This window comes from Paraprevotella clara YIT 11840 (genome assembly GCF_000233955.1).
Taxonomy (GTDB): Bacteria; Bacteroidota; Bacteroidia; order Bacteroidales; family Bacteroidaceae; genus Paraprevotella; species Paraprevotella clara.
In genome coordinates, this window is the sequence record NZ_JH376628.1 from 1 (window position 1) to 12,869 (window position 12,869).

The 12,869-nt window shown below is 40.3% G+C and carries 16 protein-coding genes; 10 read left to right on the plus strand and 6 right to left on the minus strand.

The annotated features are described in order from the left end of the window. The first annotated feature begins 95 nt into the window (after positions 1 to 95). A complete protein-coding gene (locus tag HMPREF9441_RS14665; RefSeq protein ID WP_008622559.1) occupies positions 96 to 458 on the plus strand; it encodes a hypothetical protein in 363 nt (120 codons plus the stop codon). 182 nt (positions 459 to 640) lie between these two features. Then, positions 641 to 1,528 (plus strand): hypothetical protein, encoded by an 888-nt coding sequence (locus tag HMPREF9441_RS14670; protein ID WP_008622560.1) that lies wholly within the window; start codon positions 641 to 643, stop codon positions 1,526 to 1,528. An 8-nt stretch (positions 1,529 to 1,536) separates the two neighbouring features. Here HMPREF9441_RS14670 and HMPREF9441_RS14675 read toward each other — a convergent pair whose 3' ends face one another. After that, the gene (locus tag HMPREF9441_RS14675) at positions 1,537 to 2,553 is read right to left on the minus strand and encodes a hypothetical protein (RefSeq protein WP_008622561.1); all 1,017 of its coding nucleotides are present in this window, start codon (positions 2,551 to 2,553) and stop codon (positions 1,537 to 1,539) included. Positions 2,554 to 2,744: 191 nt separating this feature from the next. Between HMPREF9441_RS14675 and HMPREF9441_RS14680 the strand changes: the two genes are divergently transcribed. The 6 genes from HMPREF9441_RS14680 to HMPREF9441_RS14705 all read left to right on the plus strand — a co-directional run bounded on the left by HMPREF9441_RS14680 (position 2,745) and on the right by HMPREF9441_RS14705 (position 7,474). Further along, entirely contained in the window at positions 2,745 to 3,110 is a 366-nt protein-coding gene (locus HMPREF9441_RS14680) for a helix-turn-helix domain-containing protein (RefSeq protein ID WP_008622562.1), read from the plus strand. Positions 3,111 to 3,121: 11 nt separating this feature from the next. Continuing rightward, positions 3,122 to 4,498, plus strand: a complete 1,377-nt coding sequence (locus HMPREF9441_RS14685) for a DUF3987 domain-containing protein (protein WP_039865440.1) — start codon at positions 3,122 to 3,124, stop codon at positions 4,496 to 4,498. 78 nt (positions 4,499 to 4,576) lie between these two features. Next, positions 4,577 to 5,656 (plus strand): DUF6371 domain-containing protein, encoded by a 1,080-nt coding sequence (locus HMPREF9441_RS14690; RefSeq protein WP_008622564.1) that lies wholly within the window; start codon positions 4,577 to 4,579, stop codon positions 5,654 to 5,656. 138 nt (positions 5,657 to 5,794) lie between these two features. Further along, positions 5,795 to 6,103 carry a MobC family plasmid mobilization relaxosome protein gene (locus tag HMPREF9441_RS14695; RefSeq protein ID WP_008622565.1) on the plus strand — a complete coding sequence of 103 codons (309 nt, stop codon included), beginning with the start codon at positions 5,795 to 5,797 and terminating at the stop codon, positions 6,101 to 6,103. Further along, positions 6,093 to 7,034 (plus strand): relaxase/mobilization nuclease domain-containing protein, encoded by a 942-nt coding sequence (locus HMPREF9441_RS14700; RefSeq protein WP_008622567.1) that lies wholly within the window; start codon positions 6,093 to 6,095, stop codon positions 7,032 to 7,034. The genes HMPREF9441_RS14695 and HMPREF9441_RS14700 overlap by 11 nt, the downstream gene beginning before the upstream one ends. Before the next feature lie 35 nt (positions 7,035 to 7,069). Beyond that, a complete protein-coding gene (locus tag HMPREF9441_RS14705; RefSeq protein WP_008622568.1) occupies positions 7,070 to 7,474 on the plus strand; it encodes a hypothetical protein in 405 nt (134 codons plus the stop codon). A gap of 91 nt (positions 7,475 to 7,565) precedes the next feature. Here HMPREF9441_RS14705 and HMPREF9441_RS14710 read toward each other — a convergent pair whose 3' ends face one another. Continuing rightward, on the minus strand, positions 7,566 to 8,492 hold the full coding sequence (locus HMPREF9441_RS14710) for a tyrosine-type recombinase/integrase (RefSeq protein WP_008622569.1): 927 nt from the start codon (positions 8,490 to 8,492) through the stop codon (positions 7,566 to 7,568). A gap of 57 nt (positions 8,493 to 8,549) precedes the next feature. Between HMPREF9441_RS14710 and HMPREF9441_RS14715 the strand changes: the two genes are divergently transcribed. After that, positions 8,550 to 9,734 carry a restriction endonuclease subunit S gene (locus tag HMPREF9441_RS14715; RefSeq protein ID WP_008622570.1) on the plus strand — a complete coding sequence of 395 codons (1,185 nt, stop codon included), beginning with the start codon at positions 8,550 to 8,552 and terminating at the stop codon, positions 9,732 to 9,734. On the opposite strand, the gene HMPREF9441_RS14720 is transcribed toward HMPREF9441_RS14715, so the two are convergent. Further along, positions 9,727 to 10,338: a restriction endonuclease subunit S gene (locus HMPREF9441_RS14720; RefSeq protein WP_008622571.1), complete on the minus strand. Its 612-nt coding sequence runs from the start codon at positions 10,336 to 10,338 to the stop codon at positions 9,727 to 9,729. The genes HMPREF9441_RS14715 and HMPREF9441_RS14720 overlap by 8 nt on opposite strands. A 67-nt stretch (positions 10,339 to 10,405) precedes the next feature. On the opposite strand from HMPREF9441_RS14720, the gene HMPREF9441_RS14725 reads away from it, so the two are divergent. Further along, positions 10,406 to 10,687: a restriction endonuclease subunit S gene (locus HMPREF9441_RS14725; RefSeq protein ID WP_008622572.1), complete on the plus strand. Its 282-nt coding sequence runs from the start codon at positions 10,406 to 10,408 to the stop codon at positions 10,685 to 10,687. Here HMPREF9441_RS14725 and HMPREF9441_RS14730 read toward each other — a convergent pair. The 3 genes from HMPREF9441_RS14730 to HMPREF9441_RS14740 form a co-directional block, all read right to left on the minus strand. Further along, on the minus strand, positions 10,680 to 11,111 hold the full coding sequence (locus HMPREF9441_RS14730) for a restriction endonuclease subunit S (protein WP_336495122.1): 432 nt from the start codon (positions 11,109 to 11,111) through the stop codon (positions 10,680 to 10,682). The genes HMPREF9441_RS14725 and HMPREF9441_RS14730 overlap by 8 nt on opposite strands. Positions 11,112 to 11,212: 101 nt before the next feature. Beyond that, the gene (locus HMPREF9441_RS14735; RefSeq protein ID WP_244949799.1) at positions 11,213 to 11,812 is read right to left on the minus strand and encodes a restriction endonuclease subunit S; all 600 of its coding nucleotides are present in this window, start codon (positions 11,810 to 11,812) and stop codon (positions 11,213 to 11,215) included. Between the two features lie 5 nt (positions 11,813 to 11,817). Continuing rightward, on the minus strand, positions 11,818 to 12,864 hold the full coding sequence (locus HMPREF9441_RS14740; RefSeq protein ID WP_008622575.1) for a virulence RhuM family protein: 1,047 nt from the start codon (positions 12,862 to 12,864) through the stop codon (positions 11,818 to 11,820). Positions 12,865 to 12,869 lie beyond the last annotated feature (5 nt).

A 12,869-nucleotide genomic window follows, 5' to 3' on the forward strand; every position in this document is an offset into this window, starting at 1 on the left:
GTAAAGCGGAAAGGCGTTGTTTGCCGAGCCTACATTTGGTCAATTCCAAGAAACGAGAGACAGCTAATAAAATATCACTCAAATAAATTGTAGCTATGAAACGAGGAATCATAACCAACAACTGGCAAGGCATCCATATTTCTGATGGCGAAGTATGGATGACCACTTGGGAACTCGCAGACTTGTTTTATACAACGGCTGGAGCTATCCATGCAGCAATCAAGAGAATCTTGAAAACCAATATTTTGAAGAGCCACGAAGTTTGTAAGTACATCAAATTGGAGAATGGGAACAGTGCCGATGTGTATAATCTTGATATGGTTATAGCCCTATCCTATCAAATAGACACCGGACATTCCGCAACATTTAGGAAATGGTTTATCAATAAAGTTATCTTAAAGCAGAAGAACATAACACTATTTATTCCAATAAGCTCAGTTAACACTTATAATTGCTGATAGCCCCAACTTAAAAGTCCGATGTAGGTTAGCCCTATGTCGGACTTTCATTTTCTATTGTGGCACAGGTGGCATAGAAAAATGCTACATATCGAGGACAAATGCTGCCACTTATTTGACTATGTATCAAAATCTCCAGCAAACAGTATATATTTGCACACAAACGATTAATACATCTCACTATGGAGCAGAAAAAGATAGAACATATAACATTGCATCTGATTGTTTTTGGTACAATCGCAATCATTGGTGTTTTAGCCCGCCAGACCGTACTTCACTATGGTTGGGACGAGTTCAGCAGCTACCTCATTTTGGTGGTATGCACCATTATCATGGGAGCTATCTATCTCAATCTGCAAATGGTATTCAGACAACTCCTTTCCCCTGCAATAGAAAAATGCTTTATGAGATTTGAGTGCTATCGCAACAAGGCTGTAGTCATAGAAGTTCCAACAATAAACTCGGAACTTGCCGGAAGTGCTATAGATTCAGAACCTATCATTTCTGAGCCTGAACCCGAAATTGAAATCGAAACTACCTCTGACATAACAGAAGAAGTTTCTACTCCATTATGTTCCGAACTCAACGAAGACGTGGCAGAACTTCCAAAGGAGGAAACCACGCCTTCTACCAACACCAATACATCTATCGAAGAATCCAACCAGCCATCAGAATACGAAATTCTTCGTGCAAACGCTATGGCAGAGAAAGAACGCGCCTCACAAGAAAAACTCAATAAGGTTATCGCATACACAAAACAAACTTTGGTTTCCTATCTTGATGAAACGGTACTTAATCGCTTATGCAGATATGTAACAGAATATTACCTGTCAGATGCCTTACCTAAAATCGAACCGATAAAGATTGATTCTCAGCTAAAGACTATTGACATCATGCACTTTGGTTGGAATATCGGTAAGGCATTTGGTAAACCACGCTTACAGACAGCCACATTTATAAAGAGGATATTTGCTCATACCCTCCGTGATTCTGAAATATCTACCATTGAACGTAAGATGTCCCATACCGAATCTGTATGTAAGATTAAGCTGGATAGAAAAATTGCATAGCGACTGTTCTACTTTAATGAGTTATAATAATCCATAATCGCATTCAAGCATTCTTGTGTATAATTTTCATCAGCATGTCTAATTGTAGCTGCTTGATACAAAGCACTGAGTTGGTTTATAGTGTTATTTACTATTATAGTAGCATCCTTTATCATATCAGGTAATAGGATATTAATACGATTTGCTTGAGAATAAAATTTATTGCGAGAGCCAGAACTAATAAAATTTCCTATTTCATCCATATCAGGACTATAAATGATTACATCGGCTGGTTCTCCATTTACGGCTGTATTATAAACGCTACATCTCAAATCCCAAGGACCATTATGAACAAACTCATTTCTGAACGTTTCAATTTTTCTTATTATTGGAGGCTCTGCAAATAACATTCCTTCTTTTTTCAAGGAAGAATCTATATTATTCAGACTCTTCCTATAAATAATATCAGAACTTCTCATTTTCTTATACCCACTAAAATCATACTTGTTAAATTCAAATTGTTCTATAGCGATTTTAGTCAAGATATCAAAAACCGAAGCATAAGCTACAAAAACACTATTCAATAATATATGAGCCTCCGTTTCGCGTGTACCACCGCATCTTGCAGCACTAGTATATTGACATTCCTCGTATATAGCTTTACATGGCACTATGGTATAAAGTTGACGCATAAACATCATAACGGCACTTAATCTATCTTGCATTGCTGCAATTTTACTCCACAAGTCATAATGGTAAATAAATCTACCAAATATGGGATGTGTTATTTTTTTTCTTAAAGCTTCATACCACTCCTTTGTGCAATTTAGTTCAGGGCTAATACCTCCATCTGCAACCCATTGTGGCATATTTGAAATTACACGACTATAGTCAATATCTTGAAATATAAAATTGTCGATACTATGATATAAACGTATAATGCTATCACTAATAACCATCTTTATATGACTGCAACATTCATCCACAGGATACAAAGGATTTTCCTTTTCTGCTTGTTCGTTATTTAAATCTTTACTAGTATTCATATCAATTGTCTGTCAAATATTAAATTTCAACACATTTCATTTCCATATTCTACAAGGCAAAGGTACTTAAATCTCTCGTAATCATCACTTATTACCGTCAAAAAGTTATCTATCAGTTATATTTTGGTGAATGATTCCACCATTGAAACACCTGTTTCCTTTGCTGTCGAACAATTAAAAACGATTGGCGTATGCAAAAAGAAACAGTAACATTTGATAAGCTGCCCGAAGCGGTAGGTTATCTGACCGAACAGGTCATCGAGTTGAAAAAGATGGTAGCGGAACTACAGCCACAGCCATCTGACAAACATGTATTGGTGGAAATAGAGGATGCTTGCCGTATCATCCGAAAAGCCAAGCCAACCATTTATACATTGGTACGCAAAGGGCTACTCCCGGCTTACAAGAAAGGTAAGAAACTCTATTTCTATGAGGACGAGCTTCTTGCTTGGATAGAGAACGGGCGAAGAAAGACTTCCGAGCAGACATACGAGGAGATGCTTGCCAATATGCAGAGCGGTGTCCGCCACAAGCCCAAATCATCAGTGCAATTTTAATGGATTGGGCTATGGATACATATTCTATTACTCCGGCATCCATCATTGATGAAGCGATTGATTTAAGCACAAGGTTATCCGGTACGGCATTCCCCGTCAGCATATTCCCAACAAAAATCCAACGCATCATCCGTGAGGTACACGAATGTCATAACTACCCTACCGACTACATTGCCGCAGCCATCTTTACGGCAATAGCAGTCGGCATAGGCAACACGCACCTTGCCCAAATCAAGCAAGGCTGGACGGAAAGCCCCATCCTATATATGGCATTGATTGGAAGACCGGGAGCGAACAAAAGTCATCCGCTCAGTTTTGCGATGAAGCCGTTTCTTGATTATGACTACCGACAGAATCAGGAATTTGAAAAGGCACTTGCCAAGTACGATGAGCTGATGAGCATGAACCGGAAGGAACGTACTGAAAGCGGTAGTGAGCAATTTCCGCAAGAGCCTATCCGCAAACGCTTCTTGGTTTCGGACGTAACGCCCGAAGGGTTGAGCCTCATTCATGCGCAAAATAAACGTGGACTATGCTTGTGGGCTGACGAGTTATCCGCTTGGTTCAAGAACTTCAACCGCTATAACAACGGTTCGGAAGAACAGTTTTGGCTCTCGGTGTTCAGCGCAAAGACCACAATGTCCGACCGCAAGAATGCCAAGAGTTCCATCTTCATCAAGCGTCCGTATATATCGGTCATTGGTACTATCCAAAAGAAAATTTTGAATGAGTTGGCTAAAGGTGAACGTTCCAACAATGGATTTATTGACCGCATCCTGTTTGTAATGCCCAACTTGCAACAGAAAGCACGGTGGAATGACAAAGAACTGCCGGAAGATATAGAGCAAGAATGGAATACTATCATTGACAAGCTGATACAATCGGAATGTAGCCTCAATGAACATGGAGAGATTGAACCGCAAATTCTTCTCTTCTCAGAGGATGCCAAGAAACGGCTTTACGAGTGGCAGCACCATTTCTCAGAGCTGTGCGACCGGGAAACAAACGACACCATCGTAAGTATCTATTGCAAGCTGGAAATATACATCATCCGCTTTTGCCTGATTATCCAACTGGCACGGTGGACTTGCGGAGAGTGTGACAAGACGTGTATCGACCTGCTAACGGTGGAGAGAGCCATTAAACTGACGGAGTATTTCAAGGAGTCCGCATTGAGCGTACAAAATATCCTGAATGAGAATGCCCTCAACAGTCAACAACAGGCGATAGTCAATCGGCTGCCTCCTTCCTTTACCACCGCTCAAGCAATACAGATAGCCGAGCAAAACGGAATGAAGGAGCGGACATTTCAACGCTTTCTCAATGACAACATCGTAACATTGTTCCGCAAAGAGAAGCATGGAAAATATTCAAAGATTAACCCGTGACATTTTTGTCGGTTTTGACACTTTCCAACCGAAAACGACAATAACGACAAAAGTGACACACCTAAAAAGAAACAAACAATGAGTACACATAGATTCATATTAGAACCCTACAAAGGTGTCAGCACCCGGCATACTTGCCCGAACTGTCACCGCAAAAGATGTTTCTCCAAGTACATTGATACGGAGAAACGAATCCAGTTCCCTGATTACGTCGGGCGTTGTGACCACGAACAAAAATGTGGGTATCACTTTACGCCCCGTGATTACTTTGAACGGAAGCCGTCTGAGAAAGAAAAGTTATCTGAAGATAATTTTCGGAGCTATACATTTATTAAAAAAGTCGAGCCCAAAGCCACTTCCTACATTGATTTGGATATAGTCAATCAGTCACTGCAACGCTATCCCGGCAACAAACTGTTTCAATTCTTATCGGCTCAATTCGGAGAAGCGGAAACATTGAAGCTGATGGCGAAATACAAAGTTGGCACTTCCAAGCATTGGGACGGTGCAACCGTATTTTGGCAAATAGATTATCATAACAGAGTCCGCACTGGTAAGATAATGCTTTACAATCCAACAACAGGCAAACGGATAAAAGAACCGTACAATCATGTCACATGGGTACATTCCGTACTGCACAAGGATAACTATAATCTGAAGCAATGTTTCTTCGGTGAGCATCTGCTCTCAGAAGATAAAAGCCGTCCTGTTGCATTGGTCGAGAGCGAGAAAACCGCTCTCATTGCATCCTACCACCTACCCCAATTCCTATGGATTGCATCAGGAGGAAAGAACGGTTGTTTCAACGCCAACAGCCTGTCCGTTCTTGCAGGAAGAAGCGTTGTGTTGTTTCCCGATTTGGGAGCGACCGACTATTGGCAAAGCAAAATCGGGTTGATGAAAAGCTATGGAATTGACGTGCAACTGTTCGATTATCTGGAAGCCAAAGCAACCGAAAGCGAACGGAAAGAGGGATACGACATTGCCGATTATCTGTTGAAAGTACGCCCCGATGAAGCCATACTCCAGCAGATGATTAAGAGGAATCCGAACTTGAAAACACTGATAGAGACATTCGATTTGAAGCTCATCAACGTACAACGAGGCATCTCTCAATCGAAGGTTTCACCGCCTAAGAAACGAGGTTTCAAACTTTGAGCAAAGGGAGAGGAATTGAGACTTTTTTACTGTAGCAAGTTAATGTCGGTGTATTACATTTCCCGACCACTTGCTCCTCAAAAAGTCTGAGGAGGCGGCTCCCGATGGTCACAAATTATTCACTAAAAGCAATTCAAAATGGAAAAGAAACATACGATAACACTCCGTCTGTCATACGACCAATTCGCATGGCTCGGTGCGCTTTGCAGACGGAGCAAGCAGACCCAAAGCGCAGTCATCCGTTCGCTCATCGAGAATGGGACGGTACGTGAGCGAATCACGAAAGAGCATATCCACATCATCCGTCAGTTGATAGGTGAAAGCACCAACCTCAACCAGTTGGCGAAGCAGGCAAATACCTACGGTTTCTTTGCCGTTGCCAAAAGATGCGAGGAGATGGCGCAGCGTATTAACCAACTTATAAAACAACTGAAAGATGATAGGTAAGCAGACCAAAGGGACATCGTTCGGTGGCTGTGTCCGCTATGTTCTGAAAGAGGAAAAATCCAAATTGCTGGAAGCTGTCGGAGTGGACGGCTCACCCGAACAGATGGCGGAGCAATTTGAATTACAGGCATTGCTCAACGACAAGGTAAAGAATATTGTCGGACACACCTCACTCAACTTCTCCCCTGAAGATAGCGAACGCTTGAAGTCAGATGATGTGTTGATGTTGCAAATCGCCCACGACTACATGAAACTGATGGGCATCGAAAACACACAGTACATCATCGCCCGGCATATTGACCGTGAGCATCCGCATTGTCACATCGTTTTCAATCGGGTAGACAATGACGGTAAGACGATTAGCGACAAGAACGACTTCCGCAGAAATGAAAAGGTGTGTAAGATGCTGACGGCAAAATACCGCTTGCACTTTGCCAACGGCAAAGACCATATCAAGGAGGAACGCTTGCGCCCATACGACCGGGCAAAACATGAAATATACAAAGCACTGAAAGAAGAACTGCCCAAAGCTCAAAGTTGGAATGAACTGAAAGAAGCTCTTGCCGACCGTGACATTGATATGAAATTCAAGGTCAGCCGGACTACACGGGAAATACAGGGTGTCAAATTTGAGTACAACGGCTTTTCTTTCTCCGGCTCAAAAGTCAGCCGTGAGTTCAGCTATTTGAACATCGACAACCGATTGGAACAGAATGCTTGTGCATCTTCATTTGAATACCCCAAACAAGGATTCACACATAAAGATGAAGGCGTACAGCAAAGCGTTTCCCATTCTGAAACTGATTCAAGCATCAGTCTTGGTCTGTTAAACGGCAATTCTTCCTACGATGCCACTGCCGCAGAAGAAGCTGAGTTCAATCGTCTGATGAAAAAGAAAAAGGCTAAGCGTAAGCGAGGCTTTCATTTATAATCCACTTTTTATTAATACTTTAAATTCAATTATTTATGGAACAGAAAGATTTGATTCTTGATTTCAATCTCTACTTGTGTGAGAAGTTCGGCTACAGAAACAGTTGTAGCGTGATGCAAAATGCCAATGGCTTTTGTGTGAACATCAGTGAGCGTGATTTGGATTGCTACATCCGCTTTTGGGAGTATAGCAACGGAAGAGGCAACTTCCCCGATTGGAGCATCATCATTGTGCGCAGCAACTTCAAAAAGAGCCAAGCCGAAAGCCTGAAAGATTTGGCTCGTTTCTTCAAAGAGTACATGCCACGCTACGGTTACAAATACCTCTGTACCGAAGGTGATGACTACAAGTATTATCAGACACTCGGCTTGAAACTTATCCATCAAGACCTGTTCGGGCAAGAGAACTATGGATTAGCAATGAAGGACTTGAATGTCTGATACTTGGTTTAGGGTTAAGGAGGGGGATTTTCCCTCTCCTTAATTTTTATCGATATGCTCCATTATGAAAATAAGTCATTCGGATATGACTTTACTTTCCTAACGCTTTAAAGACTTTCGCTATGCAACGTTTTTTCTGTTCCATATTGGGATGCACATAAAGATTTAGGGTGGTACTGATGTTGGAATGCCCCAATAGTACACTTACTGTTTTGTAATCGCAGTTGCTCTCTATGCAACGAGTGGCAAAGCTGTGCCGGAGACCGTGGTATTTCAACTTGGGAATGCCAAGTTGCTCCATCAAGCGTTTGTAGTAGTTGCGGTAGGTTCTTGGTTCAGTGGGAGAAGGCTCATTGGTCAGCACATAGTAATCAGAATTGACTATCTTCTTCAGTGGCTTGACCATTGAAATCAGTTCCTTACTCATAGGAATCTCTCGACAAGAGTTTTTGGTTTTGGGAGTATTGATGACAAGCTCGGTGTGCTTTTTATCACCCTCAATCACATAAATGCGTTCAATGGTTCGCTGTACACTGATGGTTCCGGCTTCTATGTCTATGTCGCTCCATCGTAGCGCACAGACTTCTCCGATGCGCAGCCCGGTACTAAGGCTGATATAAATGCCCAAGTTTCGGAACGTAAAGTTTTGCCGGATATAATCCAGTATTTTCTTGTGGTTTGCTACAGTAAGCACTTCCAACTCCTTGTTTGTTTCAGTAGGCGGGTATTTGATTTCCCATTCGCAATAGCTCATCCATTCGTTTTTTACTCCGAACTTCATCACCATTTTAAGCACGATAAGAATATCCTTTACGGATTTAGCACTCATACCTGCATTGAGCTTTTGTAGTACAAATGTTTGTACGGATTTCTCACTGAGAGTATCTTCATTGCCAAAATATGGCAAGATGTGATTCTCTAAAATCAACATATAGGCTGCTAATGTCGATTGCTTTACATACGGTCGCTTGTCTTCTCGCCAGGCTTCCGCAATTTCTCTAATTTTCTTTTGGGTCATAATCACTTTTTATTAGGTGTTTATAATTAGAGAAATATAGTAACCAATGTTCCCCATTTGAGATTTCCGGAGTTTAGTGGGGAGTGGAAAATAGTAAAGGTTTCAGAACTCTTGGAGTTTTATTCAACCAACTCTTTATCATGGGAACAATTAGATTATGGTAATGGAATAATCAAAAATCTACACTATGGGCTAATACATAAAGGTTTGCCGACTATGGTAGATATTTCTTCTGATTTACTCCCTTATATCAAGAGTGAATCAATGCCAAAGTCATATACATTATTTCTAAATGGTGATGTTGCCTTTGCCGATGCTTCAGAAGATACGAATGATGTTGCTAAAGCAGTTGAGATTGTAAATTGTGATGAGCAACAAATCGTTTCCGGTTTGCATACTATTCATGGACGTGACAAGTCTGATTTGACCGTGATAGGTTATAAAGGATATGCTTTTGCCTCAGATTCGTTCCATAAGCAGATTAGACGGATTGCTCAGGGTACAAAGGTATTCTCTATAAATGTTCGCAATTTCGATGAAGTTCGTGTAGGAATACCATCCAAAGACGAACAAATAAAGATTGCGAAGTTATTGCGAGCAATAGACCTACGTATCGCTACCCAAAACAAAATCATTGAGGATTTGAAAAAACTAAAGTCCGCAATTATTGATAAGTTGTTTGATAATCTCGAAGGGGAAAGATGCACATATCGAGAACTTTTTCAAATTGTAAACGACAGGAATAAAGACTTCCATTTCAACAAAGTAATTGCTGCAAGCCAAGAATACGGAATGGTTGAGCGAGATACCTTAAATCTAAAAGTACAGTTTGATGAAAGTTCTATCAATACCTACAAAATTATCCGCACAGGAGATTATGTAGTGTATTTACGCTCATTTCAAGGTGGTTTTGCATTTTCCGAATTGGACGGCATATGCAGTCCAGCGTACATCATACTACGCCCAAACACACGTATTTTATCATACGGATTTTTGCGATACTACTTCGTATCTCAACCTTTTATAAATAGCCTTCGTCTCGTTACATATGGCATTCGTGATGGCAGATCAATCAATGTTGAAGAATGGATGGATATGCCTATCTCAATTCCAGATAAGAGTATTCAAGATCAAATATTGAAAACAATACAGAGCATAGACAACAAATTGTTGAATGAAAGACATTACTTGAACAGCTTGTTGAATGAACGGCAATTCTTCCTTGGCAATATGTTTATATGAACATCATAGAAAGAAGATGTTTCTTTTGCTTTTGAAATTTGTTAAGCAAGTTGGTTTCAAGACATATTTTCTTATCGAACAAGTTTAATGTGTTGGCAATTCTCTTTTGTACTTCAAGAGGAGGAAGAGAGACTTTTATTCGTGAGAAATTCGGGTAAAACAAGTATATCCGGACACCTCCTTCCCCATATAGACCATATTGATAAATCATGTGGTCTGATTTTAGAAGATGAAGTAGCCAGTCTGAATCTATGTTTTCGGATGGACGAAAGCAGATATACAGTGAACTTATCATACACAGGTCTTCATTGTCGTAACGCCCAATAGAACCGACATTGATACGTGCCGGATTATATGCAAATTCTCCTTTCTCGATAATTTTGTATATTGAGATGTCTTCATCTTTAATCTCCTTGCCATCAAAAATTTCGTTCTGTGGAGAGAATCCCGAAGTATTGGTGACTGAATACATTGGATAAGACGATCTGTCCTTATTGCGGCGATTGAAATTTTCAGTAATGTCTCCTAAGTTCATTTCTCTCCATTGCTCTTTACGAGACAAAGGGAAAAGTCCGGAAAGTAGTTGAACTGAAATTGCGGACATTACTGATGTACAATCCTCAATTAAAGGGCTTATAGATGGTATAATAACTCTGGAATGTGGGCAGTTAGTGGCATTTGAAACAATAAATATTGATGTTGAATTCCTTTATTACTTTATGCAATCTTCATATTTTCAAAAAGAAGTTGAACGTATTGTAACAGAAGGTACTATGAAAACAGCATACCTAAGGGATATAAATCACATAAAATGCCCAATACCAGATTTAGATAGGCAAAAAGAAATTAGTAATCTTCTTTCAGTGTTATCGCTTAAAGAGGATGTTGAAAAGCAACTATTACAGAAATATCAAATACAGAAACAATATCTATTGAGGCAGATGTTCATATAAACATCTGCTCCAACAAATACTGTTTTTGTAGATTAAATGATGCACGAAGTTTTTTCTCAGCAAAAAGTTTGCTCTCCAATTTGCCAAGTACATTTGCTACACGCTTTTGTTCAGCAAGTACAGGGCAATATATTTTAGCTTTACCATAGTCTTTGAAGTAGATATGTGGTATCGCCATTCCTGTTTTGTATAGTTGGAAGTTGAACGCAGACAGCGCAAAGTACAGATACCGCAAATCATGGTTGCCCTTGGATGTAAGATAGTTGAGTGTACCAATTACCGAGAATCTGCCTTGTGCGTAGGAAACTGTACCAACACCTGAACCGTCTTTGATTATCAATATTGCATCACCATTCATTTGTGCCATATTGGTATAGCCAATCAAACCATTTGCGCCAAATACTTTATACAATCCATTCGGCAAAACTTCGCTCTCTTGAAGTGTTGAGCTATGACACTCTAAACACTGAGAAATTGCAATGTTAGGCTTTCCTTTGGTCGTTAGCGCAACTATAAGCCCTTTAATTAAGGATTGTAGTTTCTCAATGATTTTGTTTGGGCCGCGATACGTTCGTCAACCAACTTTAATAATTTTGCAATTTTCGTTTGTTCCTCAATTTTAGGAAGGTATATCGGATAATTAGAATATTCTTGTGAATTAACACCTGGTTGTCCCGAACGTGCTGACATAATACCTATCCATTTTCTATATCGAGAGAGATGTAGTTGAGAAAACACAAAGTAAGCATTGTCAGAAGGTATATTTACTCTAATCAAAAAGCCTGCAAAATAGAGTATACCATCTTTATTATCATATAGATATGATTTTCCAGTACTTGCACCTGTGCGAGCTAACAATATGTCATTAGCTTTTACTAAGTATGAATCTTGCAATTCACCATCAGGAGAAACGACATCTTTATCAATATAGGCTGCCGAAGATTCATCTATGTCAGTAATACGAATATACTTATGCTGTCCATCAAATGGTTTTGCTGCCGCATTCATACCATAATCAAAACCTTTACCAATTTCTCCCAGCGTACACTTCTTCCACTCCCCACTAAACTCCGGAAATCTCAAATGGGGAACATTGAGGATTTTATTTTCGTTATTATTTGCCATAATCATTATTCTTTATCAGGGTTAATATCAAATGGCAATAAGTTATCGCCATTATTGAATCGGTCAAAATCAGAGCTAAACAAGCGATCCTGAATGATTCGATACTTCTCAAATTCGCTCTCGGCAAACTCCTTGGCGAACTCTGCCGTTACCTTTCCAGCATCTGGAAGAATTACATCACCACCTGCTTCAAGGATAATATCAATGCGCTTTGCCCAATCTTCCATTGTCATCGGAATATGACGCTTTGCCATACGCTCTGCCATATCCAGTACAGAGTTGACCAAACGCCCCATATCTTCCAATTCGATACCTTTCAGATAGTTTTTTGCTATACTTACATCGGTCTTAACAATTTTTCCGTTGGGAGCTTTCTCCCATGTGGTCAATCCCATGTGTTCTTTTTCGGCATCGGCTCTGCTAACGATTAGTTCTGCCGCAGTCTGACCATGTACGGCATAGTGCATTTTGTTTTGAACTTTCTTAAAAAACAATCGTGTGGTAGGTGCATCACGGTTGTAGTCAATAGCTGTGGCATAAATATCTGTGAGCTTCTGGTAGAAACGGCGTTCACTCAGCCGAATCTCACGAATTTCAGCCAACAAATGTTCGAAATAGTCCTCACCAATGAATGAGCCATTTTCCATACGCTTCTTGTCTATCACATAGCCACGGATAGAGAACTGGCGGATGATAGAAGTACACCACTGACGGAATTGGGTAGCGCGGATGCTGTTTACACGATACCCAACAGAAATAATGACATCAAGATTGTAAAACAAAGTTTTACGATTCACTTGCCGTTTGCCTTCTGTTTGAACTACCGAGAAAAACTCGGTAGTTGATTCCTTTTGTAGCTCACCACTGGCGTAGATATTTTTTAGATGCAATCCAATATTGTCAGTTGAGCAGTCAAACAGAGTGGCCATTGCTTTTTGAGTACACCAAATGGTCTCATTCTGATACATCACTTGTATGCCCTCTTCTTTACCTTCAATAGCGAAGATAAGGAACTCAGCCGTACTGTTCCGTATTTCAAATCGCTTTGCCATTGCCT

Coding starts and splice junctions, on each gene's coding strand:
- HMPREF9441_RS14665 (WP_008622559.1), top strand. CDS start 96: ATGAAACGAGGAATCATAACCAACAACTGGCAAGGCATCCATATTTCT.
- HMPREF9441_RS14670 (WP_008622560.1), top strand. CDS start 641: ATGGAGCAGAAAAAGATAGAACATATAACATTGCATCTGATTGTTTTT.
- HMPREF9441_RS14675 (WP_008622561.1), bottom strand. CDS start 2,553: ATGAATACTAGTAAAGATTTAAATAACGAACAAGCAGAAAAGGAAAAT.
- HMPREF9441_RS14680 (WP_008622562.1), top strand. CDS start 2,745: ATGCAAAAAGAAACAGTAACATTTGATAAGCTGCCCGAAGCGGTAGGT.
- HMPREF9441_RS14685 (WP_039865440.1), top strand. CDS start 3,122: ATGGATACATATTCTATTACTCCGGCATCCATCATTGATGAAGCGATT.
- HMPREF9441_RS14690 (WP_008622564.1), top strand. CDS start 4,577: ATGAGTACACATAGATTCATATTAGAACCCTACAAAGGTGTCAGCACC.
- HMPREF9441_RS14695 (WP_008622565.1), top strand. CDS start 5,795: ATGGAAAAGAAACATACGATAACACTCCGTCTGTCATACGACCAATTC.
- HMPREF9441_RS14700 (WP_008622567.1), top strand. CDS start 6,093: ATGATAGGTAAGCAGACCAAAGGGACATCGTTCGGTGGCTGTGTCCGC.
- HMPREF9441_RS14705 (WP_008622568.1), top strand. CDS start 7,070: ATGGAACAGAAAGATTTGATTCTTGATTTCAATCTCTACTTGTGTGAG.
- HMPREF9441_RS14710 (WP_008622569.1), bottom strand. CDS start 8,492: ATGACCCAAAAGAAAATTAGAGAAATTGCGGAAGCCTGGCGAGAAGAC.
- HMPREF9441_RS14720 (WP_008622571.1), bottom strand. CDS start 10,338: ATGTCCGCAATTTCAGTTCAACTACTTTCCGGACTTTTCCCTTTGTCT.
- HMPREF9441_RS14735 (WP_244949799.1), bottom strand. CDS start 11,812: ATGGCAAATAATAACGAAAATAAAATCCTCAATGTTCCCCATTTGAGA.
- HMPREF9441_RS14740 (WP_008622575.1), bottom strand. CDS start 12,864: ATGGCAAAGCGATTTGAAATACGGAACAGTACGGCTGAGTTCCTTATC.